This is a genomic window from Nocardia brasiliensis (assembly GCF_011801125.1).
GTDB classification, from domain to species: Bacteria; Actinomycetota; Actinomycetes; order Mycobacteriales; family Mycobacteriaceae; genus Nocardia; species Nocardia brasiliensis_C.
On the sequence record NZ_CP046171.1, the window covers coordinates 2,720,661 to 2,745,730 of the forward strand.

24 protein-coding genes are annotated in these 25,070 nt (G+C 68.7%); 18 read left to right on the forward strand and 6 right to left on the reverse strand.

The annotated features are described in order from the left end of the window. The first annotated feature begins 102 nt into the window (after positions 1–102). Entirely contained in the window at positions 103–876 is a 774-nt protein-coding gene (locus F5X71_RS12375; protein ID WP_167462067.1) for a sigma 54 modulation/S30EA ribosomal C-terminal domain-containing protein, read from the forward strand. Between the two features lie 105 nt (positions 877–981). Here F5X71_RS12375 and F5X71_RS12380 read toward each other — a convergent pair whose 3' ends face one another. Next, positions 982–2,178: a GAF domain-containing sensor histidine kinase gene (locus F5X71_RS12380; RefSeq protein WP_167462068.1), complete on the reverse strand. Its 1,197-nt coding sequence runs from the start codon at positions 2,176–2,178 to the stop codon at positions 982–984. 8 nt (positions 2,179–2,186) lie between these two features. Continuing rightward, on the reverse strand, positions 2,187–2,819 hold the full coding sequence (locus F5X71_RS12385) for a response regulator (protein ID WP_167462069.1): 633 nt from the start codon (positions 2,817–2,819) through the stop codon (positions 2,187–2,189). Positions 2,820–3,321: 502 nt separating this feature from the next. Between F5X71_RS12385 and uvrA the strand changes: the two genes are divergently transcribed. The 5 genes from uvrA (at position 3,322) to F5X71_RS12410 (ending at position 10,637) form a co-directional block, all read left to right on the forward strand. Next, positions 3,322–6,357 (forward strand): excinuclease ABC subunit UvrA, encoded by a 3,036-nt coding sequence (uvrA, locus tag F5X71_RS12390; protein WP_167462070.1) that lies wholly within the window; start codon positions 3,322–3,324, stop codon positions 6,355–6,357. Positions 6,358–6,571: 214 nt separating this feature from the next. Beyond that, positions 6,572–7,471, forward strand: coding sequence for an aminoglycoside phosphotransferase family protein (locus F5X71_RS12395; RefSeq protein ID WP_167466422.1), 900 nt, complete (start codon positions 6,572–6,574; stop codon positions 7,469–7,471). Positions 7,472–7,648: 177 nt separating this feature from the next. Beyond that, positions 7,649–9,193 carry a M28 family metallopeptidase gene (locus F5X71_RS12400; RefSeq protein ID WP_167462071.1) on the forward strand — a complete coding sequence of 515 codons (1,545 nt, stop codon included), beginning with the start codon at positions 7,649–7,651 and terminating at the stop codon, positions 9,191–9,193. A 143-nt stretch (positions 9,194–9,336) separates the two neighbouring features. Further along, positions 9,337–9,765 (forward strand): helix-turn-helix domain-containing protein, encoded by a 429-nt coding sequence (locus F5X71_RS12405; protein WP_167462072.1) that lies wholly within the window; start codon positions 9,337–9,339, stop codon positions 9,763–9,765. A 32-nt stretch (positions 9,766–9,797) separates the two neighbouring features. After that, complete coding sequence (locus tag F5X71_RS12410) at positions 9,798–10,637, forward strand: alpha/beta fold hydrolase (protein ID WP_167462073.1); 840 nt, start codon at positions 9,798–9,800, stop codon at positions 10,635–10,637. Positions 10,638–10,783: 146 nt separating this feature from the next. Here F5X71_RS12410 and F5X71_RS12415 read toward each other — a convergent pair whose 3' ends face one another. The 3 genes from F5X71_RS12415 to F5X71_RS12425 form a co-directional block, all read right to left on the reverse strand. Continuing rightward, positions 10,784–12,319: an FAD-dependent monooxygenase gene (locus F5X71_RS12415; protein ID WP_167462074.1), complete on the reverse strand. Its 1,536-nt coding sequence runs from the start codon at positions 12,317–12,319 to the stop codon at positions 10,784–10,786. A gap of 51 nt (positions 12,320–12,370) precedes the next feature. Continuing rightward, the gene (locus F5X71_RS12420) at positions 12,371–12,982 is read right to left on the reverse strand and encodes a TetR/AcrR family transcriptional regulator (RefSeq protein ID WP_167462075.1); all 612 of its coding nucleotides are present in this window, start codon (positions 12,980–12,982) and stop codon (positions 12,371–12,373) included. 121 nt (positions 12,983–13,103) lie between these two features. Continuing rightward, the gene (locus F5X71_RS12425) at positions 13,104–13,445 is read right to left on the reverse strand and encodes a DUF1844 domain-containing protein (RefSeq protein ID WP_042255946.1); all 342 of its coding nucleotides are present in this window, start codon (positions 13,443–13,445) and stop codon (positions 13,104–13,106) included. Positions 13,446–13,826: 381 nt separating this feature from the next. Here F5X71_RS12425 and infC point away from each other — a divergent pair, with 381 nt between their 5' ends. The 9 genes from infC (at position 13,827) to pheT (ending at position 21,670) form a co-directional block, all read left to right on the forward strand. Then, on the forward strand, positions 13,827–14,510 hold the full coding sequence (gene infC, locus F5X71_RS12430; protein WP_174817051.1) for a translation initiation factor IF-3: 684 nt from the start codon (positions 13,827–13,829) through the stop codon (positions 14,508–14,510). 58 nt (positions 14,511–14,568) lie between these two features. Further along, a complete protein-coding gene (gene rpmI / locus F5X71_RS12435; protein ID WP_014983431.1) occupies positions 14,569–14,763 on the forward strand; it encodes a 50S ribosomal protein L35 in 195 nt (64 codons plus the stop codon). Between the two features lie 99 nt (positions 14,764–14,862). Beyond that, positions 14,863–15,243, forward strand: coding sequence for a 50S ribosomal protein L20 (gene rplT, locus F5X71_RS12440; RefSeq protein WP_014983432.1), 381 nt, complete (start codon positions 14,863–14,865; stop codon positions 15,241–15,243). 37 nt (positions 15,244–15,280) lie between these two features. Then, positions 15,281–16,078 carry a TrmH family RNA methyltransferase gene (locus tag F5X71_RS12445; protein ID WP_167462077.1) on the forward strand — a complete coding sequence of 266 codons (798 nt, stop codon included), beginning with the start codon at positions 15,281–15,283 and terminating at the stop codon, positions 16,076–16,078. 66 nt (positions 16,079–16,144) lie between these two features. Continuing rightward, positions 16,145–16,639 carry a hypothetical protein gene (locus F5X71_RS12450; RefSeq protein WP_167462078.1) on the forward strand — a complete coding sequence of 165 codons (495 nt, stop codon included), beginning with the start codon at positions 16,145–16,147 and terminating at the stop codon, positions 16,637–16,639. Next, positions 16,626–17,594 carry a hypothetical protein gene (locus F5X71_RS12455; protein ID WP_167462079.1) on the forward strand — a complete coding sequence of 323 codons (969 nt, stop codon included), beginning with the start codon at positions 16,626–16,628 and terminating at the stop codon, positions 17,592–17,594. Before F5X71_RS12450 ends, F5X71_RS12455 begins: the two co-directional genes overlap by 14 nt. Positions 17,595–17,616: 22 nt before the next feature. Then, positions 17,617–17,820: a hypothetical protein gene (locus F5X71_RS12460; RefSeq protein WP_167462080.1), complete on the forward strand. Its 204-nt coding sequence runs from the start codon at positions 17,617–17,619 to the stop codon at positions 17,818–17,820. Positions 17,821–18,054: 234 nt separating this feature from the next. Beyond that, positions 18,055–19,116, forward strand: coding sequence for a phenylalanine--tRNA ligase subunit alpha (gene pheS, locus F5X71_RS12465; protein ID WP_167462081.1), 1,062 nt, complete (start codon positions 18,055–18,057; stop codon positions 19,114–19,116). A 49-nt stretch (positions 19,117–19,165) separates the two neighbouring features. Continuing rightward, positions 19,166–21,670: a phenylalanine--tRNA ligase subunit beta gene (gene pheT, locus F5X71_RS12470; protein ID WP_167462082.1), complete on the forward strand. Its 2,505-nt coding sequence runs from the start codon at positions 19,166–19,168 to the stop codon at positions 21,668–21,670. 55 nt (positions 21,671–21,725) lie between these two features. Here pheT and F5X71_RS12475 read toward each other — a convergent pair whose 3' ends face one another. Further along, on the reverse strand, positions 21,726–22,115 hold the full coding sequence (locus tag F5X71_RS12475) for a hypothetical protein (protein ID WP_167462083.1): 390 nt from the start codon (positions 22,113–22,115) through the stop codon (positions 21,726–21,728). A gap of 188 nt (positions 22,116–22,303) precedes the next feature. Between F5X71_RS12475 and F5X71_RS12480 the strand changes: the two genes are divergently transcribed. From F5X71_RS12480 to F5X71_RS12490, 3 genes are read left to right on the forward strand one after another with little or no spacing between them, the layout of a single operon-like run. Continuing rightward, positions 22,304–23,038 (forward strand): alpha/beta hydrolase, encoded by a 735-nt coding sequence (locus tag F5X71_RS12480; RefSeq protein WP_342803769.1) that lies wholly within the window; start codon positions 22,304–22,306, stop codon positions 23,036–23,038. Positions 23,039–23,092: 54 nt separating this feature from the next. Further along, a complete protein-coding gene (locus tag F5X71_RS12485; protein ID WP_167462085.1) occupies positions 23,093–23,611 on the forward strand; it encodes a hypothetical protein in 519 nt (172 codons plus the stop codon). A gap of 46 nt (positions 23,612–23,657) precedes the next feature. Then, a complete protein-coding gene (locus tag F5X71_RS12490) occupies positions 23,658–24,680 on the forward strand; it encodes a hypothetical protein (protein WP_167462086.1) in 1,023 nt (340 codons plus the stop codon). Positions 24,681–25,070 lie beyond the last annotated feature (390 nt).

The window sequence follows — 25,070 nt, forward strand, 5'->3', positions numbered from 1 at the left end:
CCCCAGTTTAGTTCGCCGATCGGGGACTTTCGGCCCTGTTCGCGGTGGCGTTGCGATGGTGACATGGTGGCTCGGGATCGAATCGAAGGCAGGACGTGCCACATGAAGTCAGGGCTGTTGCCATCCTCGCCCGCGCAGTACTGGCACACCGCGGGCGACCTCGACCTCGCCGTCACCACCTGCGGTGCGGTGCCGACGACGGATGTCACGCGCGCGGTCCGGGCGATCGGGCGGGTGCTGCGCCGCCATCACCTCGACGCGGCGACCAGGGTGCGGGTCACCGCCCCGGTCGACGTCGAGGATCCGACCGTGGTGCAGGCCAACATTCGCTGCCGCGGCATCGCCACGCGCGTGCAGGTGACCGGGCCGGGCGGGTTCGCGGTCACCTTCGCCGCCGAACGGCTCGACCGGCAACTCGCCAGGCGGGCCACGGCCGCCGCACGGGACTGGCCGGACCCGGCGCGCCCGCCGCTCGCCCGGGTCAGCCCGCCGCGTCCGATCGTGCGCCGCAAGTATTGCGCGCTGTTGCAAGGCACTCCGGCCGAGGCCACGGCGGTGATGGACGCGATGGACTACGACGCGTATCTGTTCGTCGACAGCGCCACCGGCGTCGACGCGGTGGTGCACTGGGGCGAACCGCACGGTGTGTGCCTGTCCCGGCAGACCGGCGCGACCGCGCGGACCAGGGCCACGGTGCATCGGCTTCCGCTGACGGTGGCTACCGCGCCCGCGCCCGTCCTGGACGAGGATCGGGCCGCGCACATCCTCTGCCACCACGGCCTGCCGTTCCTGTTCTACACCGATCGCGAGCACGGTCGCGGTCGGCTGTTGTACCGGCGTTACGACGGCGATCTCACCCTGGTCGGCCCCGCGTAACGGCGCGCAGGGCAGCCCAATTCAGCGGGCGGCTGCAGTTCACCGGGGGCGGTTTCAGTTCACCGGGCGGCTCGGCTCCCCAATCGTCTCGGCTGTCCATTTGTCTCAGCTCAGCGGCACCGACCACCGCACCACAGTGCCGCCCCGCGCGCCGGCCTCGACCCGGCACCGGCCGTCGGATTCCACCGCGCGCCGCGCGAGATTGGCCAGGCCGCTGGGGATCACGTCGGCGGGCAGGCCCCCGCCGTTGTCCCGCACGAGGATGGTCAGCTCGTCGCCGATGCCGACATCGATCGTCACGGTGTCCCCGCCGGAGTGCCGCACCGCGTTGCTGACCGACTCGCGCACAACGGCTTCCGCGTGATCGGCCAGCGCGGCGCCGACTACCGACAGCGGCCCGTCGACGCGCAACCTGGCCCGGATCGAGGTGCCGGTGGTCTGCTGCCGGATCGCGTCCTCCAGCCGCCTGCGCAGCGACGCGCCCGCACCGCCGTGCAGGTCGAAGATCGTGGTCCTGATCTCGTGCACGATCTCCTGCAGTCGGTCGATCTCGTCCGAAAGTCGTTGCCGCACTTGCTCGTCGTCGACCCGGGCGGTCAGGCCCTGCAGGCCGAGGCCGACCGCGAAGACCCGCTGGACGACGTGGTCGTGCAGGTCGCGGGCGATCCGGTCGCGGTCGGCGAGCACGTCGAGTTCGCGCGTCTTGCGCTGTGCCTCCGCCAGCTGCATGGTGAGGGCGGCTTGATCGGTGAACGCCGTGGTCAGCGTGACGAGTTCGGCGGAGTAGGGCCCGGATTCGGGTTCGCGCACCAGGATCAGCACACCGAGCGCGACGCCCGCGGTCTGCAACGGCAGGATCATGGCCGGGCCCGCCGCCGCGACCGGTGCGCCGAGATCGATGTCGCGCGCGGCGGCGAGGTGGACCGCCGTGCGGCGCGCGAACGCCTTTCCTGCCGCGGTCTCGGTGAGCCGCACCGTGTGCCCGGTGACCGGCTCAGCGGCGATGGACCATTGCGCCAGCACGAGTTCGGTAGCCTCCTCGGGTGGGACGCCAGGCTCGACCACCGCGAGCAGCGCGTGCCGGGAGCCGGTCAGCACGCGGGCCCGCTCGACCACCTGCGCGAGCACCCGCTCCGGCGCGGTGCCCGCGAGGAACTCGGTGGCGATCTCACCGGTCGCCTCGAGCCAGGCCTGTCGCGTGCGGGCCCAGTCGTAGAGCCTGGCGTTGTCGAGCGCGACCCGGCTCGCCGTCTCGAGGACCGCGCGCAGCAGCTCCGGCACGGTGTGCGGGATGTCGCCCATCGCGCTGGTCAGCGCTCGCCGAGCTTGCTGGCCAGCACCGCGGCCTGCGTCCGCCGCTCCATGCCGAGCTTGGCGAGCAGCCGGGACACGTAGTTCTTCACCGTCTTCTCCGCGAGGAACATGCGCGCGGCGATCTGCCGGTTGGTGAGTCCCTCGCCGAGCAGCGCGAGCAGCCTGCGCTCCTGTTCGGTGAGGCCGGCCAGCGCGCCCTCCTGCGCGGTGCCCGCCCGCAACCGCGCCCGCAGGGCGGCCGCCGCGCGATTGTCCAGCAGCGAGCGGCCCGCGCCGACCGCCTTGATCGCCGCGGCCAGCTCCATCCCTTTGATATTCTTCACCACATAGCCGCCCGCGCCGGCCAGGATCGCGTCGAGCATCGCCTGCTCGTCGGTGTAGGAGGTGAGGATCAGGCAGCGCAGGCCCGCCACCTCGGCGAGCAGGTCGCGGCACAGTTCGATGCCGTTGCCGTCGGGTAATCGCACGTCGAGCACGGCGACATCGGGCCGCGCGGCCGGAATCCGGGCCAGTGCCTGCGCCACGTCACCGGCCTCGCCGATCACCCGCAGTTCCGGGTCGCTGTCGAGCAGGTCGATCAGTCCGCGCCGGACGATCTCGTGGTCATCCACCAGAAATACGGTGATCACGCAACCCCTCCTGCCGCACAGGTGTCCCGGTACCTAGACCTCGCGGGCCCGATCGATGCCCGCGTGCCCTGCTCAAGTTAGCCGGGTCCGCCCGCGCGCACGCTGGATCACCGCGAAGAGGCATCCGGCGCAGCGGATTACACCGGTGCGTGGCCGGGCTCACGTGCGATGCGACCGAGCTATGGCCCGCCGGTGCGGGCGGCGCGATGCTGCGTACGATGGATTTGCTGGGGCCGGGTGCGTTCCGGACGGGGTCCGCGGCAGCGCCGATGACCTGCTCGGCTCACGTGCTGCCGACGGCGATGTCGCGGGGGAGCGCGGTGTTGTCCAGGCCGAGCGCCGCTCGTGTCCCGGCAGTTGACGCGGCCGTGACCCCGCCGCTCTATCCCGCCCGGCCCGCGCGCGCCAAACTTGTCGGTGGGCACGCCTAGCATGACGGCGGGATAGGTCTGGACGCCGTTTTGTCGGTTCACCCGAACACGATCGAGAAGGGATTCACCAGGTGGCGGAACGCCTCACTGTGCGCGGAGCTCGGGAACACAACCTGAAGGGGGTCGACCTCGATCTGCCCCGCGACAGTCTCATCGTGTTCACCGGATTGTCCGGCTCCGGCAAGTCGAGCCTGGCGTTCGACACGATCTTCGCCGAGGGACAGCGCCGGTACGTGGAGTCGCTGTCGGCCTACGCGCGCCAGTTCCTCGGGCAGATGGACAAGCCCGACGTCGATTTCATCGAGGGCCTCTCGCCCGCGGTATCGATCGACCAGAAGTCCACCAACCGCAATCCGCGCTCGACCGTCGGCACCATCACCGAGGTCTACGATTACCTCCGCCTGCTCTACGCCCGCGCGGGTACTCCGCACTGCCCGGTCTGCGGCGAGCTGATCGCCAAGCAGACCCCGCAGCAGATCGTCGACCAGGTGCTCGCGATGGAGGAGGGCATCAAGTTCCAGGTGCTCGCGCCGGTGGTGCGCACCCGCAAGGGCGAATTCGTCGACCTGTTCGACCAGCTGAACAGCCAGGGCTACTCGCGCGTGCGGGTCGACGGTGTGGTGTATCCGCTCACGGATCCGCCGAAGTTGAAGAAGCAGGAGAAGCACGACGTCGAGGTCGTGGTCGACCGGCTCGCGGTGAAGCCCAATTCCAAACAGCGCCTCACCGATTCGATCGAGACCGCGCTGCGCTTGGCCGACGGCATCGTGGTGCTCGACTTCGTCGACCGCGACGAGCACGCGCACGATCGCGAGCGCCGCTTCTCCGAGCGTCTGGCCTGTCCGAACGGGCACGCCCTCGATATCGAGGACCTGGAACCACGCTCGTTCTCGTTCAACTCGCCCTACGGCGCCTGCCCCGACTGCACCGGCCTCGGCATCCGCAAGGAGGTCGATCCGGACCTGGTGGTGCCCGATCCGGCGCTCAGCCTGAACGAGGGCGCGATCGCGCCGTGGTCGCGCGGCCAGACCGCGGAGTACTTCACCCGGTTGCTGTCGGGTCTGGCCGAGTCCATCGGCTTCTCCATGGACACCCCGTGGGAGAAGCTGCCGCTCAAGGCCCGCAAGGCGGTGCTGGAGGGCAGCTCCGATCAGGTGCACGTCTCCTACACCAACCGCTACGGCCGGAAGCGTTCGTACTACGCCGATTTCGAGGGCGTGATGCCGTTCCTGCAGCGGCGCATGGAGAGCACCGAGTCCGAGCAGATGAAGGAGCACTACGACGGGTACATGCGCGACGTGCCGTGCCCGGTCTGCGACGGCGCCCGGCTGCGCCCGGAGATCCTCGCGGTCACCATCAGCGCGGGCGGAGACAACAAGTCCATCGCCGAGGTGAGCGATCTGTCCATCGGCGACTGCTCGGCCTTCCTGAACTCGCTCACGCTGGGCGAGCGCGAGGCCGCGATCGCCGGACAGGTACTCAAGGAGGTACAGGCGCGGCTGGGCTTCCTGCTCGATGTCGGCCTCGAGTACCTGTCGCTCTCGCGGGCCGCCGCGACGCTGTCCGGCGGTGAGGCACAGCGGATCCGGCTCGCCACCCAGATCGGCTCCGGTCTGGTCGGCGTGCTGTATGTGCTCGACGAGCCGTCCATCGGCCTGCACCAGCGCGACAACCGCAGGCTCATCGAAACCCTCACCCGGCTGCGCAATCTCGGCAACACGCTGATCGTCGTCGAACACGACGAGGACACCATCCGCGCCTCGGACTGGGTGGTCGACATCGGCCCGCTGGCCGGCGAGCACGGTGGCCGCGTGGTGCACAGCGGTCCGTACCAGGAACTGCTCACCGATCCCGAATCGCTCACCGGCGCATACCTTTCCGGCCGGGAACGGATCGAGGTGCCGATGGTGCGCCGACCGATCGACAAGAAGCGGCAGCTCACCGTGGTCGGTGCGACCGAGCACAACCTGCGCGGCATCGACGTCAGCTTCCCGCTCGGCGTGCTCACCGCGGTCACCGGTGTCTCCGGCTCCGGCAAGTCGACGCTGGTCAACGACATCTTGGCGACCGTGCTCGCGAACAAGCTCAACGGCGCGCGCCAGGTGCCCGGCCGGCACACCAGGATCAACGGTCTGGACAACCTGGACAAGCTCGTCCAGGTCGACCAGTCGCCGATCGGCCGCACCCCGCGCTCCAACCCGGCCACCTACACCGGCGTGTTCGACAAGATCCGCACCCTGTTCGCGTCCACCACCGAGGCGAAGGTGCGCGGCTACCAGCCGGGCCGATTCTCGTTCAACGTCAAGGGCGGTCGATGCGAGGCCTGCTCGGGTGACGGCACGCTGAAGATCGAGATGAACTTCCTGCCGGACGTGTACGTCCCGTGCGAGGTCTGCCACGGTGCGCGCTACAACCGGGAAACCCTCGAGGTGCATTACAAGGGCAAGACCATCGCCGAGGTGCTCGACATGTCCATCGAGGAGGGCGCGGAGTTCTTCGAGCCGATCAGCTCGATCCACCGCTACCTGAAGACGCTGGTGGATGTCGGTCTGGGATACGTCCGGCTCGGGCAGAGCGCGCCCACGCTCTCCGGTGGTGAGGCGCAGCGCGTCAAACTGTCGGCCGAACTGCAGAAGCGTTCCACCGGGCGCACCGTCTACATTCTCGATGAGCCCACCACCGGTCTGCATTTCGAGGACATCCGCAAACTGCTGAAGGTGATCAACGGCCTGGTCGACAAGGGCAACACGGTCATCGTCATCGAACACAACCTGGACGTGATCAAGACCTCGGACTGGATCATCGACATGGGCCCCGAGGGCGGTTCCGGCGGTGGCACGGTGGTCGCCCAAGGCACCCCGGAAGACGTTGCCGCCGTAGCGGAAAGCTACACCGGCCAGTTCCTCCGCGAAGCCCTGCAGGCACCCCCCGCCACCAAACCCGCGAAACGGGCCCCCGCCAAAAAGACCGCTGCCGCAAAGACGTCCGCGAAGAAGGCCCCGGCAACAAAAGCCACCAAGCCCGCCGCCGACAAACCCACCGAGGCCCAAGCCGCAGCCAAGGCCGCCACCAAGCGCCTGTCCCGCAAGGCCGCCGCCCTCCGCTGACCGCCCCCGGGTCCACAGCGGCAACCCCCTGCGGACCCGGCACCGGTTCGCCGCCACCCGCAGAACGCTCTGCGCGGCCGCAATGCCGTGCGCACCGCGGTCAAGTAATTCGGCGCAGCCACACCGCGGCGTCGGGAGGCAACTCGCGAGATCCAGCGCGGCCGGGAAATGGGTTGTGGGGTGGGGTGGGGTTTGTCAGGCTGCGGGGGTGAGCATGCATGTTGATCAGCTGGATGTGTCGCTCGCGGTGGTGCGGGGGCTGGTCGATGAGCAATTTCCGGAATGGCGGGGGTTGGCGGTTCGGGCCGTTGCCGGGGCGGGGACGGATAATGCGCTGTTCCGGATCGGGGATCGGTTGGCGGCGCGGTTTCCGTTGCGGGCGGGTGCCGTCGAGTCCGTGCGGGAGTCGTTGCGGAGGGAGGCGGCTGCGGCGCGGGAGCTGTTGGGGCGCACGAGGGTTCCTACGCCGGAACCGGTCGCGATCGGTGAGCCGGGCGCGGGTTACCCGCTGCCGTGGGCGGTGCAGACCTGGTTGGACGGGACGGCCGCCACCGTCGCCGACCCGGGTTCTTCCGTCGAATTCGCTTGTGATCTTGCCGATTTCATTCGGGATGTGCGCTCGATCGATACTCGTGGCCGCACCTTTTCCGGTCGCGGTCGCGGCGGCGAACTGCACACCCATGACGCGTGGATGCAGATCTGTTTCGAGCGCAGTGCCGATCTGCTCGACGTGCCCGCCCTCCGTCGTCTCTGGGCCGACATGCGCGAGTTGCCGCGTGGCACAACGCCTGACGTCATGAGTCACTGCGACCTCATCCCCGGCAACGTGCTCGTCGCCGCCGGCCGCCTCGTCGGCGTAATCGATGTCGGCGGCCTCGGCCCCGCCGACCCGGCCTTGGACCTGGTCAGCGCCTGGCACCTGCTCGAACCCACCGCCCGCAACGCCCTGCGCACCCGCCTCGCACCCGACGACCTCGAATGGTCTCGCGCCCGCGCCTGGGCCTTCCAGCAAGCCATGGGCCTGGTCTGGTACTACCTGCACACCAACCCACCCATGAGCTACCTCGGCCGTCGCACCCTCACCCGCATCCTCACCGACCCCCCAACTGAGTAAAACCGTAGTGGGGGTGGGGGTTTGGAGGGTTGGGGTGGTGGTGGGTTGGGTATGTCTTTCTAGCACGGCATCGTTGGGGAAAGTGGTTCCCCAGTTCGCAACTGGGGTTTCCGGTAGTGCGACCTGTCGCCATAACCTCCGTCCACCGGGATTCATCCGTCCCTTGGAGGAACCGACATGCCCCGTATCTTCCGCCGCGCCAATACCGGTCGAGTTCTCGCGACCGCCACCGCGCTGCCGCTCGCTCTGTCACTGGTGCTGATGGGATCGGCGAACGCCGAACCTGCTCCCCCCGAACGACAACTGGCCAACTCGGTCCAGGCGCCCAACATCAAACGGCACCTGGCGGAGTTCCAGAAGATCGCCGACGCCAACGGCGGCACCCGCGCCGCGGGCACACCCGGCTTCGACGCGTCGCGCGACTATGTCGCCAAGAAGCTGCGCGCGGCGGGCTACCAGGTGACGGTGCAGAAGTTCGATTTCCCGTTCTTCCAAGAGAAGTCGACCGCGGTGCTGAACCAGGTCTCCCCGGATGCCAAGACCTACAAGCCGACCCCGCCCGGCGCCAGTGCGCTCGGCGACTTCGCCACGCTGACCTATTCGGGTTCGGGTGCGGTGAGCGCGAAGGTCCAGGCGGTCGACCTGACGCTGCCGCCCGCGCCGGAACCGAGCTCGACCTCCGGCTGTGAGGCCGCGGACTTCGCGAACTTCACCGCGGGCAATATCGCACTGCTGCAACGTGGTACGTGCGCGTTCGCCGACAAGGCCCGAAACGCCCAGACCGCGGGCGCGGCGGGCGTGATCATCTTCAACGAGGGTCAGCCGGGTCGCACCGACGCCTTCGCGGGCACCCTCGGCGGGCCCGGCTTCACCATCCCGGTGGTCGGCGCCAGCTTCGCCGTCGGTGAGGATCTCGCCTCGCCCGCCGACACGGTGGTGCGGCTGGTGACCGACACCGAGAGCAAGGTCCGCTCCACCTCGAACGTGCTGGCCGAGAGCAAGCGCGGCAACCCCGACAAGGTCGTGATGGCTGGGGCGCACCTGGATTCGGTGCTGGCCGGGCCCGGTATCAACGACAACGGTTCCGGCAGTGCGGGCGTGCTCGAGGTCGCGTTGCAGATGGCCGCGTTCCCGACCAAGAACAAGGTGCGCTTCGCCTGGTGGGGCGCTGAGGAACTCGGGCTGCTCGGCTCCGAACACTATGTCGCGAAACTGTCGGAGGCCGAGCGCGCCAAGATCGCCCTCTACCTCAACTTCGACATGATCGGTTCGCCGAACTTCGCCTACAAGATCTACGACGGTAGCGAGGGCACCCCGGGTTCGGCCGAGATCGAGAAGACCTTCGAGCGCTACTTCGACCTGCTGCGGCTCCCGCACGTGCCGACCCCGTTCGACGGTCGCTCCGACTACGGTCCGTTCATCGCGGCCGGAATCGCGGCAGGCGGTCTGTTCACCGGTGCGGAGGGCGTCAAGACCCCCGAGGAGCAGAAGATGTTCGGTGGTGAGGCAGGCAAGGCCTACGACGTCTGCTACCACGGCGCCTGCGACACCATGAAGAACATCAGCGACAAGGCGTTGGCCGTGAACACCGGCGGTATCGCCTACTCGGTCGCCACCTACGCGTTCAGCGACAAACTGCCCAGCCGCGGCGGCGCTCCCGCGAAGGCGGCCGCTCAGCAGCACGACAAGGACGACGCCTACCACGGCGGACTCGTCAAGTAGACCCACGTCCGACCAGGCCCCGGTGGTCCGCCACCGGGGCCTGCTGCTGTCCGCGGCTCGTGCCCGCCGGAGGGAGCGATATCCCCTAAAGTTCCCTAAAGTTATCTATTGTGTCCTTGGATGGGGATGTTTAAGGTAGTTTTATGTCTGATGCCTTCTACTCTGTCGAGCAGGTTGCCGAGCGGTTGGGTTTGCATGTCCGCACTATCCGCAACTATGTGCGCGACGGGCGGCTCACGGCGGTGCGGATCGGCAAGCAGTATCGGATCGCGGCGGCGGATCTGGAGGCGTTCACGGGTCGCCCGGTGCCCGCCGCGGTTCGGGAAAGCGTTGGGCGGCAACGGTATAGCGAGGTGTCGAGCATCGTCGAGGTGGACGCGGTCGACGCCGCGACCGCAGACCGGGTCATTTCGCTGGTCATGGGTGCCGCCGCGAACCGCTCGGCGGACGAGCAGCGGTTGCGGATCGAGACGGTCTACGACGCGCAGCGGGCGCGGCTGAAAGTCATCGTGCTCGGTGGCCTGGCGGACACGGCACGACTGCTGGATTACATCGAAGCGGTGCTCGCCTAGTGACGGGCACCGCGCATAGTCGAGGTGGGGAAATGGGCACGATCTACAAGACCGAGCACGGTGCCGAAGTGATCCGGCAGCACTACCGGGCGGGGCTGGATGCCTGGCCGGTGCCTGCCGAGCAAGTGCGGATACCGACGCGTGCGGGGGAGACCTTCGTGGTGGTGTCCGGTCCGCCGGACGCGCCGCCGCTGGTGCTGCTGCACGGTTCGGGTGCGAACGCGACCATGTGGCTCGGCGACATCGCCACGTGGGCAACGGATTTCCGGGTCTACGCGGTCGACCTCATCGGGGAGCCCGGTGGTAGTGCGCCGGCGCGGCCGCCGCTGGGTTCGGCGGCGTATGCGCTGTGGCTCGACGAGGTGCTGACAGGCCTTGGTGTCGACCAGTTTTCGCTGGTGGCTACGTCGCTCGGCGGCTGGTTCGCGCTGGATTACGTGACGCGCAGGCCGGGGCGGGTGACGAAACTGGTGCTGTTGTGCCCCGGTGGGATCGGCGCGCAGACGATGGGTTGGTTGCCGAAAGCGTTGTTGCTGCGCCTGTTCGGGCGGCGCGGTGCGCGCCGGACCGCGCGCCTGGTGACCGGGTTGAACTCGCCGGACACCGAGGCCGCCCTCGACCACGTGGTGCGGACCTTCGCCGCCTTCAACCCGCGCACCGAGCGCCTGCCCCTGTTTCCCGACGACCAACTCCGCGGCATCGCCATGCCGCTGCTGGTCCTGGTCGGTGACCGCGACGTCATGTTCGACTCCGCGGCCACCGCCGCCCGCGTCCGCCGGTGCGTTCCCCGCGCCACAGTCCGCGTGCTCCCCGACGTAGGCCACGCCATCCTCGGCCAAACCACCCCCATCGCCGAGTTCCTCCGCACCTGAACCCGCCCGGTCACACCCGGACCATGCACCCCCGCAAGAACTCCGACCGCGCACGCGGATTCGTCAGCGAGTCCGCTGTGCGCGCTGTGGGGCGAATCCGCTATGCGCGCCGCGACAGACTCGCGGCGCGCACGGATCCGTGGCACTCAGGGGCGGGGTTCGCCGAACCAGCGGGTGAGGGCGGTGCGCAGGTGGTCCGCGTCGAGGTCGGTGGCGGTGTTCGTGGCCCAGGCGACGTAGCCGTCGGGGCGGATCAGGAGGGCGGTGGCGGGGGCGTCGGGGTTGTCGGCGGTGACGAGGTCGACGCGATCGAGCCACGGGGCGGCGGCCTCGGCGAAGGGCGCGCCGCCACCGAGGGTGAGCAGGACCGGTCGTGCCTTGCGCAGCAACTCCGTCACCCGCGTTGTGCCCGTGGCGGTTTCGATCGGGAAGTCCGGCACGAGATAGCCGGCGAGCGGGTGGTCGACGCCGGTGTCGTAGCGGGCGTCCGCGCCGGCCATCAAGCGTGCGATGTAGGCGGCGTTGTCGGGCATCTCGAGCAGTTCGCCGAACAGCGTGCGCAACGCGGTCACCTCGGGGCCGGGTGCGAACAGTGCGGACTGGGCGAGGGAACTCATCATGACGCGGAGCCCTACGGGGTGCCGCTCGGCGTGGTAGGTATCGAGCAATCCCGTTGGGGCCCAGCCATTCAGGTGCGCGGCGAGCTTCCAGCCGAGGTTGGCCGCGTCCTGCATGCCGAGATTCAATCCGGGCCCGCCCATCGCCGAGTGCACGTGCGCGGCGTCGCCGACCAGGAAGACGTTCCCCCGCCGGTACTGCTCGGCTTGCCGGGTGTTCTGATTGTCGATGCGCCGCAACGCGTTCGGGGCGGGGGAGCGGGGCTCCTCGATCGGCACGTCGACACCGAGTATCCGACGCAGGCTCGCGCGCAGTTCCGCGACGGACATCGCGGTGCCCTCGGGCGCCGGTTCGCCGCCGGTCTCCTTGGTGGCGAGCATCGTGCGGCCCGGCTCCAGCTCGGCGTAGATCACGCCGCCGCGCTCGAAGTAGTTGTGCCCGAAATCGATTCGCCCGAAACCGGGGATGTCGAGGCCGCCGTCCGCGGTGCGCAGTTCGTCGGGCACCCAGACATGCGCCAGCCGTGTGACGTCGTCGGTGTTGGTGCTGCCCGGGAACTCGATGCCGAGCCGTTTGCGGACGAAGCTCTTTCCGCCGTCGGCGCCGACCAGGAAGGTGGTGTCGAGCTCGTAGACGCCGTCCGGCCCGGTCACCGTGAGCGCGACGCCGCCGTCATAGGGCGACAGCTCGGTGAGCCGGTGCCCCCACCGTAGGTCGACACCGAGTCCGAGCACCCACTTCTCCAGTTGCCGAGCGACTTTCGGCTGCGACATGAGCTTCGCGTACATCACCTTGTCCGGCATGTCCTCGCACGAGTAGGGCAGGCCGCTGAACATGTAGCCGGGCAACGGCGGCGGCGCGGTGCCCGCCTCGTCGTACAGTCCGCGCATGTCCAGCAGCCGAACTACCTGGCCGACAAGGCCGTTCGCCTTGGGCTCGGCGCTCGGGCCCGGCATCTGGTCGAGCAGCAGCGGCCGGACGCCGGCGAGGGCGAGCTCGCCCGCGAGCAGCAGACCGTTCGGGCCCGCACCGGAAATGACGACGTCGTAAGAGTTTTCGGGCATGACGAATAGACCCCTCTGTGGTGTGTGAAATTCTTGGTTGTGTTCGGGCGGTCAGTGACCGGATGGTTCGGGGAGCCCGGCGGCCACCCCGTCGAAGCCTTGCCGGAGCAGGCCGGTGATGAGTACGGGCGGATCGGCGTTCACGTACGCCCGCGCCGCTGCGCGCATGACGGCGATGATCACGCCGGCCACCAGGTGCGGATACATGTCGCGCTCGGGATCGGTGCCGGTGCGCCGGGCGATCGCCGCGACCCACTCGTCGGTGAGCTCCTTGCCGATGGGGACGTGGTTCTGGGCGACCTCGATGAGCGTGCGGACCCCGGTCAGCTGCGCCTTGGTCGGCGGTACGTCGCGGATGCCGTCGGCGACGAACGGCGCGACGATGGACTCGGCGATCGCGGTCCACAGCGGTTCATCGTCCGGGCGTGCCCGGAATTCATCGAGGCTGCGGCGGATTCGGTCGAGGTTGCGATAGGCAAGGGCCTCGAACTTGTTCGCGAAGTAGTTGTTGAACGTGCGCACCGACACTCCGGCCGCGGCCGCGATGTCCTCGCGCGTCACGTTGTCCAAGCCGCGCTCGAACGCCAGATTCAGGGTGGCGTCGCTCAATGCGCGACGGGTGTCGAGCTTTTTGCGCTCCCGCAGACTCAGTTCCTCGGCCATGACACGAGCCTACCGCAAAACTTGCCCAGTGGGCAAAGTTTCCCGACGGGAAAGATTTTGTCGAGTGTGTGCCGTGCGGCGCCGAATGTCGCGGCGCCGCACGGTTACTCGCGGACCGGTTTCAGTAGACGGGCCCGGTGTACTTCTCGCCCGGCCCCTTGCCAGGCTCGTCCGGATGTGCCGACGCCTCCCGGAACGCGCGCTGCAACGACTGGAGTCCGTCCCGGATCGGGCCCGCGTGCGGGCCCAGGTATTCCACCGACGCGGTGACCAGACCGGCCAGCGCGGTGATCACCCGGCGCGCCTCGTCCAGATCGCGGCGCGCGCTGTTGTCCGGATCCTCGTCCGCGAGCCCGAGCTTCTCCGCCGCCGAACTCATCAGCATCACGGCGGCCCGGCTGATCACCTCCACCGCGGGGATGTCGGCCAGTTCGCGCACGGCGTCGTCGAGCTCATCAGTCATACTGGTGACCCTAGTAGGGCGGTTCGGTTGCCCGGTGCGCGCGGCTGTCGCCGGTGCTCGGCCCCTGGTCGCGGACCCGATTCGGCGATAGCCGAACGGAATGTTAGACTTTCCGCTGACGACCGCCCCGGGTTGTGTCTTCTACCAAGATTTCGAGCCAGGGGCTGATAAGTGGAGCCCGACTCCCACCGTTGCCGACGAGCGATCGTCAGGTCAAACGGTCCGGTCACCCGCCTCCGCAGAGGCGGGTTTCTTGTGCGGGGGTTCTCTCGAAGGAGAATCGCGCGTACGAGACCGAGCGCGTACTTTCGCGTGCGGTCGACCGGTCGACTCGGGCCCCGTTGCGGAATACCGCACCGGGGCTTTCGTGTTGAACAGGGGTTGCAGTTATTGCGTGCGGTCGTCTTGACGACACCGCTTGACCTAGGAGGCCCCATCAGCACTGAGACCCGCATCAACGATCGCATCCGTGTTCCCGAGGTCCGGCTCATCGGACCCAGCGGCGAGCAGGTTGGGATCGTGCGTGTTGAAGATGCACTACGCGTCGCCATGGAGGCAGATCTCGATCTCGTCGAGGTCGCTCCGGATGCACGTCCGCCGGTCTGCAAGATCATGGACTACGGCAAGTTCAAGTACGAGACGGCGCAGAAGGCGCGCGAGTCTCGGAAGAACCAGGTGCAGACCGTGATCAAGGAGCAGAAGCTCCGCCCGAAGATCGACGACCACGACTACGCGACCAAGAGGGGCCACGTGATGCGCTTCCTCGAGGCCGGGTCGAAGGTCAAGGTGACCATCATGTTCCGTGGTCGCGAGCAGTCCAGGCCCGAACTGGGTTACCGGCTGTTGCAGCGGCTCGCCGCGGACGTGGCGGACCTGGGGTTCGTCGAGACCTCGGCCAAGCAGGACGGTCGCAACATGACTATGGTCCTCGCGCCGCACAAGGGCGCGAAGACGCGGGTGAAAGCCCAGCAGGAGTCGTCGGCTCCGCGGCCGCAGCAGCCCGCTGCGCAGCAGAGCACGGCGCCCGCCGCGGCTGCGGCCGAGCAGGCCGACTCGCCGCAGTAATACCGATCAGAGCCGGCGGCCCGCAAGGACCGCCGGGACGAGACAGATAGAGGAATCCATGCCGAAGATGAAGAGCCACAGCGGCGCCTCGAAGCGATTCAAGGTGTCCGGCAAGGGCAAGCTGCTTCGCCAGCAGGCCAACCGTCGCCACCTGTTGGAGCACAAGTCGACCCGCCGGACTCGTCGTCTGGACGGCACGGAGGCCGTCGCGTCCGTCGACGTCCCGCGCGTGAAGAGGCTGCTCGGTCTCTGAGAGACCGGCAGCAGACCGCGTTCCGGATTCCGGACGCCGACCCACCGACCAACCCCCCGGGTGCCCCGCATGCGCCCCCTAGATCGACAGGACTGACCCATGGCACGCGTCAAAAGGGCCGTCAACGCTCAGAAGAAGCGTCGTTCCATTCTCGAGGCCTCCAAGGGCTACCGCGGCCAGCGTTCGCGGCTGTACCGCAAGGCCAAAGAGCAGCAGCTGCACTCGCTCACCTACGCCTACCGGGACCGCCGGGCGCGCAAGGGTGACTTCCGCAAGCTGTGGATCGCCCGCATCAACGCCGCGGCGCGGCTGAACGACATCACCTACAACCGTTTCATCCAGGGCCTGAAGGCCGCGGGTGTCGAGGTGGACCGCAAGATCCTCGCCGAGCTCGCTGTCTCCGACGCCGAGGCGTTCGCCGGTCTCGTCGCCGTCGCCAAGGCCGCCCTGCCGCAGGACGTCAACGCGCCGGCTGCCTAAGCCGACGTTGACCAGCGGACCTCTTTCGGAACGACCCGTGGACGCGCTCTCCGAGCGCAATCCGCGGGTCGTTTCCGCTGTCAAACTGCATCGCGGCGCGCAGCGTCGCAAGACCGGTCTCTTTCTGGCCGAAGGTGCTAATTCCGTTGCCGCGGCGCTGGATACCGGCCGGGTGCGGGAGCTGTTCTATTCCGCCGGTGCCGCCGCCCGCGAACACGAGTTGGTCGCCGGTGCCGCCGCGGGCGGCGTGCGCACCACGCTGGTCAGCGACCGCGCCGCCCAGCAGCTCGGCGAAACCGTTACCGCCCCGGGGCTGGTCGCGGTATGCGAGCTGCTCGACGTGGCGCTGAGCGAGGTGCTCGACACCGCGCCGCGGATGCTCGCCGTACCGGTCGAGATGGCCGAGCCGGGCAACGCGGGCACCCTGATCCGGGTCGCCGATTCGGTGGGCGCGGATGGTGTCGTGCTGGCCGGTGATTCGGTCGACCCGCACAACGGCAAGTGCGTGCGCGCCAGCGCGGGCAGCCTGTTCCATGTGCCGATCGCCAGGCAGCGCGATATCGGCGAGACGCTGGATGCCCTTGCCGGAGCGGGTATCACGATCCTGGCGACCGCCGCGAACGGCGAGGTCGACCTCGACGACGCCGATGAGCTGTTCACCCGCCCGGTGGCGTGGCTGTTCGGCAACGAGGCCCACGGGCTCGATCCCGCCGTCGCCCGCCGCGCCGATCATCGCCTGCGCATCCCCATCCGCGGCCGCGCGGAAAGCCTGAACCTGGCCACCGCCGCGGCCATCTGTCTCTACGCCAACTCCCGCGTCCGCTACGCGCGATAGCACGCATCGACGACCGGTCCGTGCGCCATCTGGCCATGTACGGGGGAGTTCTGGTGAAGTGGGTGGGTGGCCGACTTCCAGGATTTCGCGACGCTGTTCTCCGGTAGTATCCGCGCGCAGCTCGACTGGAACGCGCTCGCTGAGCTGAATGTGCCGGTCACCGAACAGGTCACGAGCGGTTGGGCCGCGCTCGGCGCGTTGCGGACGGTCTGGCACGTCGACGCGCAAGGCCGTCCGGCCGACTGGTGCGATCCGGGCGCGACCGCGCTGACGGTGCGGGAGGCCGCCGGGTTGCGCGAGCTGTGGCCGGTCGCCCGCCAGGAGCGGGTCGCGGCGTTCCGCGCGCGGATCGAGGCGTCGACCGAACCGTTCGTGCTGCTGCTTCCCACATATCGGGTCGGGCGGGAGTTGCTTCTTCTAGACTCGTCTCATCGTGTGATGGCGGGGTATCTCGCGCGGGCCGAGGTCCGGGCGTTGATCATGACACTCGTCGCACCGCTGTCACCCGAGCTTCTTCCCGATCTAGGCAGTTTGGTGGTTCGCGGACATGGCAGCGGTTGAGCCCCCGGACAATACCGCCGCGAGCATCGAGCTCGAGACGACATTGGTCGAGGTCTTCGCGGACCGGATCAAGTTCGAGCACGACATCATCGGGCAGCGCATGTCCTGGCTGATGACGCTCAACGGCTTCTTGATCGGCGGTGCCGCAATCCTTTCCGCGAACCGGGACCGCTTCACCGCCCCCGGGGTGCTGACCGGGGCGCTCGTGATCATCTGTCTTGCCGGGGCTTTGAGCAACGCGTCGTGCCTGTTCTCCAACTGGTGGGCTGGCAAGGCGATGCGCGATGCCGCCGACGCGCTCGCCGACTCCTGGTCCGACGAGGCCCGCCGCCGCGTCGGACCGCTGATGCGCCTGTACGGACGCGACCCGCGCGCCTTCCGCGGCGCGGAGCGTCCGCTGCCGAGCGAATGGCTGCATCCCTGGTTTCTTCTGCCCACGCTGTTCTGGCTGTTGTATTGCACCGCAGCACTTTTCGCGACGACGGTCAGCGGCGATCGGACCGGGTACTGGCAGGCGAACGTGCTGCCGTTCGCGGTGACCTTCCTGTTGTTCGTGCCGCTGACGCTGCTGGACTTTCCGCGTCATCGCAAGCGCCGCAACGAATGCGCGATCATCGAGCAGCTCGAGCGCGCACACGGTGTGCCGATCGCGCGTTCGGATCAGCGCGGGCGCTATCGCGCGGAGCGCGCGGCGGTGCGGAAGTGGGTTCGGGCCCGACAGCGTGGGGGCAATCCCGTCGAGGTGCGTCGCCCTAGGGTTTTCGGCGTCATCCCGCTCGACACGCACGCCGAGTACTTGGCCGTCGTGCGGGCCGAGCAGCTGCTCCCGGAGCCGGAACCGCCGGTGCCGGAACCGGTTCCCGCGCCGCCGCGCGCCGTGGCAGAGCGGGCGGCGCAACCACCCGTGGCGGGCGAGTCCGCGGTCGGGGCCGACCCGGCGGGCAGTGTCGGCTGACCGGCCTCAGTCGGTCGATCCGGTGCGGTCGTTCAGCGACCGCCCACGGTTCGGTGACGGCGCCGGGCCCGGCCACCCGCATCGCGCTCAGCACCGTGAGCAGTATGCCCGTCGCGATGAACTCCCGCGCCTCGGTTACGGCCGCGCCGGTGAGCTCGCGGACCAGGTCGTAAATATCGCCGAACCGGGTGCGGACCTGGCCGCTCGCATCGTGCCGGTGCGCTGAACACGGATTCTCGCGCCGCATCCCACGCGTGTGATTCCGCGCCGGGGTGCGTCTCGTCGGTTCCTGATCCGCGCGACTGCGGCACGGCGTACCAGGGCGAACCCGGCTGGGCGGCGGTAGCGGGGAATCCGCGTGAATCGGATCAGACCCATCCAATAGGATTCCACCAGCAGCAATGTGGGTAGGGAATGAGCCGTACTCGCGAACCGATCCCCAGGGGAGAGTCGAACCATCGTGGCCGACGACAACGACGCAGTCGAGCAGAACGCGACGCTGACCGAGGAGGCACTGGCCGCCGCGGCGGCGGCCGCCGAGAAAGCCTTTGCCGCTGCCGCCGACCTCGACGCGCTCGCGGTCGCGAAGACCGAGCACCTCGGCGGCAAGGCGCCGCTGGCGCTGGCCCAGCGCGCATTGGGCAGCATTCCCAAGTCCGAGAAGGCCGAGGCGGGTAAGCGCGTCAACGTGGCGCGGGCCCGCGTGTCCGAGGCGTTCGAGGCGCGGCGCGCCGTGCTGCTCGCCGAGCGCGATGCCGCGGTGCTGGTGGCCGAGGCGATCGACGTCACGCTGCCCGCCGGTCGGCGGCCGGTCGGCGCCAGGCATCCGATCACGGTCATCTCGGAACAGATCGCGGACGTGTTCGTCGCGATGGGCTGGGAGGTCGCCGAGGGCCCCGAGGTGGAGACCGAGCACTTCAACTTCGACGCGCTCAACTTCCTGCCCGACCACCCGGCCCGCACCATGCAGGACACCTTCCACATCGCTCCCGAGGGCTCGCGTCAGGTGCTGCGCACGCATACCTCGCCGGTCCAGGTGCGCTCGCTGCTGGAGCGGGAACTGCCGATCTACGTGGTGTGCCCCGGCCGCACCTTCCGCACCGACGAACTCGATGCCACGCACACCCCGGTCTTCTCCCAGGTGGAGGGACTGGCCGTGGACAAGGGCCTGACCATGGCGCACCTGCGCGGCACCCTGGACGCCTTCGCGCGGGCGCTGTTCGGTCCGGACACCCGAACCAGGATGCGGCCCAACTATTTTCCGTTCACCGAACCCTCGGCCGAGGTCGACGTCTGGTTCCCGGACAAGAAGGGCGGCGCGGGCTGGGTCGAGTGGGGCGGCTGCGGCATGGTGAACCCGAAGGTGCTGATCGCCAGCGGGATCGATCCCGAGGTGTACAGCGGGTTCGCGTTCGGGATGGGCCTGGAGCGGACGTTGCAGTTCCGCAACGGCATCCCGGACATGCGCGACATCGTCGAGGGCGACGTGCGCTTCACGCTGCCGTTCGGCGTGCGGTCCTGAGCCCCCACCGTCTTTTCCGGCCCCTTCGATCGAGAGAGCGAAACGTTAAGTGCGAGTAGCGCAGTCCTGGCTGACCGACATCATCCAGCGCACCACCCCCGACTGGTCGGTGACGCCGGAGGAGCTCGACGCGGGCTTCGTCCGGGTCGGGCTCGAGGTCGAGGAGGTCGACAAGCTCGAGCCCGTCACCGGCACGATCGATAAGCCCCTTGTCGTCGGCCGCGTCGCCGAGATCACCGAACTCACCGAGTTCAAGAAGCCGATCCGGTTCTGCAAGGTCGATGTCGGCAACCCGGAGCTGCAGGAGATCGTCTGCGGCGCAACCAACTTCGCCGTCGGTGATCTGGTCGTGGTGGTGCTGCCCGGCGGCGTGCTGCCCGGCGGGTTCGCGATCTCCTCGCGCAAGACCTACGGACACGTATCCAACGGCATGATCTGCTCGGTCGCCGAACTCGGCATCGGCAAGGACCACGCGGGCATCCTGGTGCTCGAGCCGGGCACCGCCGAGCCGGGTACCGACGCGAATGTGCTGCTCGGCCTCGACGATACGGTGATCGAGCTCAACATCACCCCCGACCGCGGCTACTGCTTCTCGGTGCGCGGCCTGGCCAGGGAGCTCGCCTGCGGCTTCGATCTCGACTACGCCGATCCGGCCGTGCGCACCCTGCCCGACGACCAGGCACCGGCCTGGCCGCTCCGGATCGAACCCGCGTCCGGGTGCACCCGCTTCGCGGTCCGCCGGGTCACCGGCATCGACCCGAATGCGGTGAGCCCCTGGTGGTTACAGCGCAGACTGCTGCTTGCCGGGGTGCGCCCGATCTCGCCCGCGGTAGACGTCACCAACTACGTGATGCTCGAACTCGGCCAGCCGCTGCACGCCTTCGATGCCGCGAAGCTGACCGGCGAGCTGGTGGTTCGTGCCGCGAACAAGGGCGAGACGCTGCGCACCCTCGACGAGGTCGAGCGCACCCTCGACGCCGAGGACGTGGTGATCGCCGACGATTCCGGTGTCGTGTCGCTGGCCGGTGTGATGGGCGGGGCGAGCACCGAGGTCGGCGCCGAGACCACCGATATCGTGCTGGAAGCCGCCACCTGGAACCCGCTGCTGGTCTACCGGACCGCACGCAGGCACAAGCTGTCCTCGGAGGCGAGCAAGCGGTACGAGCGGGTCGTCGACCCGGAGATCAACGTCGTCGCGCTCGACCGCGCCGCCACGCTGCTTGCCGAGATCGCCGGTGGCACAGTCGAAGCCGTGCTCACCGACGTGCGTGTCCCGGTGCCCGCGGCCGCGCCGATCCGGATGGACATCGATCTGGCCGATCGCGTCGCCGGGGTGGTCTACCCGACCGGTACCGCCGCGCGCAGGCTCGCCCAGATCGGCTGCACCGTCGAGGTCGCGGTGGACGAGTCCACCGGGCACGGCCAGCTGGTGGTCAGCCCGCCGAGCTGGCGGCCGGACCTGGCCCAGCCCGCCGATCTGGTGGAGGAGGTGCTGCGGCTCGAAGGGCTCGAGCAGATCCCGTCGGTGCTGCCGACCGCGCCCGCCGGGCGTGGTTTCACCGGCACCCAGCGCCGCCGCCGCGCGGTGAGCCGGGCACTGGCGTTCGCGGGCGCGGTCGAGGTGCCCGCGCCGGTGTTCCTGCCCGCCGGTGTGTTCGACGTCTGGGGCCTGGACGCCGACGACCCGCGCCGGGCGACCACTCGGGTGCTCAACCCGCTCGATGTCGAGCGGGCCGAGCTGGCCACCACGCTGCTGCCCGGCCTGCTGGAAGTGGCCGCCCGCAACATCTCTCGCGGCGCGCGCGACCTCGCCATCTACGGCATCGCCCAGGTGGTGCTGCCCGGCGACAACGTGCGTCCGGTCGAGGCACTGCCGGTGGACCGCAGGCCAAGCGACGAGCAGATCGCCGAACTGATCGACTCGTTGCCCGCCCAGCCGGTGCATGTCGCCGCGGTGCTGACCGGTCGCCGCGAGCCGCGTGGCCCGTGGGGCCAGGGCCGTCCGGCCGAGGCCGCGGACGCGTTCGCGCTCGCCGACACGGTGGCCGAGGCCGCGGGCGTCACGATCGAGCGTCGCGCCGCCGCGCACCTGCCGTGGCACCCGGGCCGCTGCGCGGAGCTGGTCGTGGACGGTGCGGTCATCGGACACGCGGGTGAATTGCACCCGGCGGTGCTGGAACGTTCCGGTCTGCCGCCGCGCACCTGCGCGGTCGAACTCGATCTCGACGCGCTCCCGCTGCGTGAGCAGCGCCCGGCGCCGACGATCTCGCCGTTCCCCGCGGTGCTGCAGGACGTTTCGGTGAGCGTCGAGCAGGCCACCCCGGCGGCATCGGTGGAATCGGCGCTGCGCAGCGGCGGTGGCGAACTGCTCGAAGACATCGCGCTGTTCGACGTCTACGAGGGCGCCCAGGCAGGCGAGGGACGCAAGTCGCTCACCTACGCGCTGCGGTTCCGTGCCACCGACCGCACGCTCACCGAGGACGAGGCGAGCGCCGCCCGCGACGCCGCGGTCGCCGCCGCGGCCGCCGCGGTGGGCGCGGTGTTGCGCGGCTGATCTCGAACGACGACGGGCCCGCAAGCCACGGCTTGCGGGCCCGTCGGCTGTCCGGTCAGATACCGCAGGCCTGATCCAGCCCCGACATGGCGTCGTGGAAGGCCTGATCCTGGAGCACGGTGCCCAGTTCGGTGTCCGAGGCCGTGGACACCCGGCGCATCTGGGTGACCGCGGGGTCGATCGCGGTCTTCACCGGACCGTCGTCGGCCAGGTCGCGCGTGGTCTCCAGTTTCGTCGCGGCGGTGGAGAACACGCTGCGCACCTCGTCGGCGGCGCCGGCGTCCTTGCTCTTGGCCCCGTTGATCCCGCTGTTCAACTCGGTCGCCATATCCCGCACCGACGTGCACGTCTGCTTGTCGTCGACCGCGCCGGCCGGTCCGGCCGCAGCGGTGAATCCGGCGAGCGAGGTGACGAGCGTGGCTACCACGAGAACAGTTCTCCGCATTGACCATTTCCCTTCCTCGATGAGCAGAACCTCTCTCCGGTTACCCGATCCCCGCGCGGCGAACCAAGATTCCCCGGGCGCGCGCTCATCGGCGCAGGTCTCGCGATAGACCGCCCGAGTGGCACGCCGTGCGCAGCGAACGGTAAGAACTAGGCATGCGACATCCGGCCAGTTCGATCCTGAATGCGTTGGCGTATATGCCGGAGCGGCAGATCCTGCAGACGCCGGCGATCCTCGGCATGGACCACACCGACCTGACGATCGAGACGGCGGATGGAGAGACGCTGCACGGGTGGTGGCTGCCCGCGCCGAATTCGGTGGGCCACATCCTGTTCGCGCACGGCAACGGCGGCAATGTGGGGGACCGGGTCGCGTTGTTCGCGTTGCTGGTCGAGGCGGGGTTCGACGTGCTCGCCTTCGACTATCGCGGCTACGGCCGCAGTACCGGCCGCCCGACCGAGTACGGCACCTACCAGGACGCCCGCGCCGCGCGCCGGGTCCTGCTCGAACAGCAGGGCGTCGCCCCGGAGCGCGTGCTCTACCTGGGCAAATCGCTTGGTGGCGGGGTGATGCTCGAACTCGCGGCGGCGCATCCGCCCGCCGGGCTGATGTTGATGTCCACCTTCTCCGGCATGCGCGACGCCGCCCGCTCGATCTATCCGTTCCTGCCGCGACCGTTGATCCCCGACGCGTATCCGAGCGAGCGACGCATCCGCGGGTTGCGGGTTCCGGTGCTGATCATGCACGGCGATCAGGACGAACTCCTGCCGCTGCGGCATGCCGAACGGCTCTACGCCGCCGCCCGCGAGCCCAAGCAGTTGAAGGTGTTCCCCGGCGCGGGGCACAACGATCTGATCCTGGTGGGCGGGCGCGTGTGGTTCGAACTCGTCCGCGACTGGGCGCGGGCGGTAGTGCGGCGGTAGCGGCGCACCGCGCGAACCGGCCGCGCGGCGTTCGATGCTGCGTAGCCTGGCCATATGACTGACAACAGCGAGATCTTGGCGCGCTTGACGGCGCTGCCCGACCCGGAATTGATCGGTGTGTTGCTGGTCGCGACGGCCGAACGCCCAGGCTTCGAGGTGGTGCACGCGGCACTGCTCGGGCTCGTCGGCGCGGGCGATGCGCCACCGCTGCCCGGTGTGACTCCTGCCACGCCCAGGCTGCCGGTGCATGACGTGCCGCCGATCCGCGACGTATCCGACCAGGTAGCGGGCACTTCCGCGGTACCCGCGGTACCGGTACCGCCGACCGGTACGGCCGCACCGACTGAGACGGGCGGATATTCCGCATCGGGTGTCCCTACTTGGGGGTCAGTTCGCGATAAAGTCGAGCAGCGCTTCGGCACCGCGCAGGGAATGGGCGAGCTCGATCAGCAGACCCCGGCGGGCCGCAGTGTCGACGAACAATGGGACGCGCGGGAGAAAGCCGCGCGCGAGCGCCTGGATCAGATTCGGAAGTCGTTGCGCGGCAACGACACCGAAACACCGGGTCGGTAATCTGGCCGGGCGCACCGTACTACGACTGTGATGGGTGGAACCGCAGATGAGCGAGCCGCGTAAAATTTCGGAACGGCTACTCGATGCCCAGGTGGAATTCGTGCTCGCCGAGGTGAGCGGCGATCGTTTCGCCGAGGTGGTGGCCCGGGACGTCGAATCGGTGCTGAGTGTCGCAGACACCTTGATCTTCCGCGATATCGTCGAGATCGAGCAGGCCAAGGCGACCGTCGCCACCATCATCGATCTGATCGGTGGCAGCCCGGTGATCGCCGACATGGTCGGCGTCTTCGCCGATTCGATCTACGACCACATCGCGAACAACAACGACTACACCCTCGGGCAGGTAGTCGACCGCGAACCGGTCGAAGCGCTGCTGGAGAAGATCTTCGGGATGCATCAGGCCCAGGAGCGCATCCTGGACCGGCTCACCGAATCCCCGCTGGTGGCCACCGTCGCGTCGAAGTTCGTCGACAAGCTGATCTCCGATTTCATGGAGGCCAACCGGCAGATCGCGGGCAAGATCCCCGGCGTCTCCTCGCTGATCTCGATGGGGCAGTCCGCGGCGAAGACCGCGAAGAAGGCGACCGAGAGCACCTTTATCGGTGACATGGCGGGTAAGGGCGCGGTGTTCGCGCTCAAGCGCACCAACAACGCGATCCGTGAAATGCTGCGCGACGCCCCGGTGCACGACGCGGCGATGGAGTTCTGGGACCTGCACGCCGACGAACCGGTGAGCGGCCTGCGGGATTACCTGAGCCAGAAAGATCTCAACGAGCTGGTGCTGCTCTGCTACGAAATCGCCGTCACCACAAGGGAAAAAGAATACTTCGGGCTGCTCGTCGACGAGTGCGTCGAGGTGTTCTTCACCAAGTACGGCGACTACACCCTCGCCGCCATGCTGCCCGAACTCGGCCTTTCCGGTGACGACATCGCCGCCGAGATCCTGCGCTATGGACCCGCGGTGATCGAGGGTGCGAAACGAAACGGCGTGTTGGCCAAGTTGATTCGCGAGCGGCTCGAGCCGTTCTTCCGGTCCGACGAGGTGCTCGCCATCCTCGGCGAAGCATAGCGAAGTATATGGTTTGTAAGCTGCACTGAAACTCGATCAGTTACTAGCTGAACGGTTGCTGTCTGTTGGCGGACCGCTATCCGGTGCGGCGAGCAGGTGACTCGGCACGATCGAATCGGCCCGTCCGGCAAGGGCATCGAGCGATCGTGCCGACGCTTTTTCGGGGCTGACGGGGGAATGTCGCCCGTATGTACGGCGTAATATCCTGACCAGCACCGGATGTCGGCAAGGTCGCTTCGCGGTGGCCACAAACTGGCCAGTTGGTAGCCCTTGGGTGCGGCACGGTTGAAAAGTATGAACAAAGCGCGGGTCGGCGCGTCCTCGAGTTGACGGGGCACCGGGCATATGGGATTTTGCTCGGAGACTTTCCGTGCGCTCGTCGTGGAGCTG

Excerpts from the sequence above, each read along its gene's own strand:
- F5X71_RS12380 (WP_167462068.1), bottom strand. The coding sequence starts at position 2,178 with ATGGGCGACATCCCGCACACCGTGCCGGAGCTGCTGCGCGCGGTCCTC.
- F5X71_RS12415 (WP_167462074.1), bottom strand. The coding sequence starts at position 12,319 with ATGCCCGAAAACTCTTACGACGTCGTCATTTCCGGTGCGGGCCCGAAC.
- F5X71_RS12405 (WP_167462072.1), top strand. The coding sequence starts at position 9,337 with ATGTCTGATGCCTTCTACTCTGTCGAGCAGGTTGCCGAGCGGTTGGGT.
- F5X71_RS12420 (WP_167462075.1), bottom strand. The coding sequence starts at position 12,982 with ATGGCCGAGGAACTGAGTCTGCGGGAGCGCAAAAAGCTCGACACCCGT.
- F5X71_RS12395 (WP_167466422.1), top strand. The coding sequence starts at position 6,572 with ATGCATGTTGATCAGCTGGATGTGTCGCTCGCGGTGGTGCGGGGGCTG.
- F5X71_RS12455 (WP_167462079.1), top strand. The coding sequence starts at position 16,626 with ATGGCAGCGGTTGAGCCCCCGGACAATACCGCCGCGAGCATCGAGCTC.
- F5X71_RS12410 (WP_167462073.1), top strand. The coding sequence starts at position 9,798 with ATGGGCACGATCTACAAGACCGAGCACGGTGCCGAAGTGATCCGGCAG.
- F5X71_RS12485 (WP_167462085.1), top strand. The coding sequence starts at position 23,093 with ATGACTGACAACAGCGAGATCTTGGCGCGCTTGACGGCGCTGCCCGAC.
- F5X71_RS12425 (WP_042255946.1), bottom strand. The coding sequence starts at position 13,445 with ATGACTGATGAGCTCGACGACGCCGTGCGCGAACTGGCCGACATCCCC.
- rpmI (WP_014983431.1), top strand. The coding sequence starts at position 14,569 with ATGCCGAAGATGAAGAGCCACAGCGGCGCCTCGAAGCGATTCAAGGTG.
- F5X71_RS12375 (WP_167462067.1), top strand. The coding sequence starts at position 103 with ATGAAGTCAGGGCTGTTGCCATCCTCGCCCGCGCAGTACTGGCACACC.
- F5X71_RS12400 (WP_167462071.1), top strand. The coding sequence starts at position 7,649 with ATGCCCCGTATCTTCCGCCGCGCCAATACCGGTCGAGTTCTCGCGACC.
- rplT (WP_014983432.1), top strand. The coding sequence starts at position 14,863 with ATGGCACGCGTCAAAAGGGCCGTCAACGCTCAGAAGAAGCGTCGTTCC.
- F5X71_RS12475 (WP_167462083.1), bottom strand. The coding sequence starts at position 22,115 with ATGCGGAGAACTGTTCTCGTGGTAGCCACGCTCGTCACCTCGCTCGCC.
- F5X71_RS12490 (WP_167462086.1), top strand. The coding sequence starts at position 23,658 with ATGAGCGAGCCGCGTAAAATTTCGGAACGGCTACTCGATGCCCAGGTG.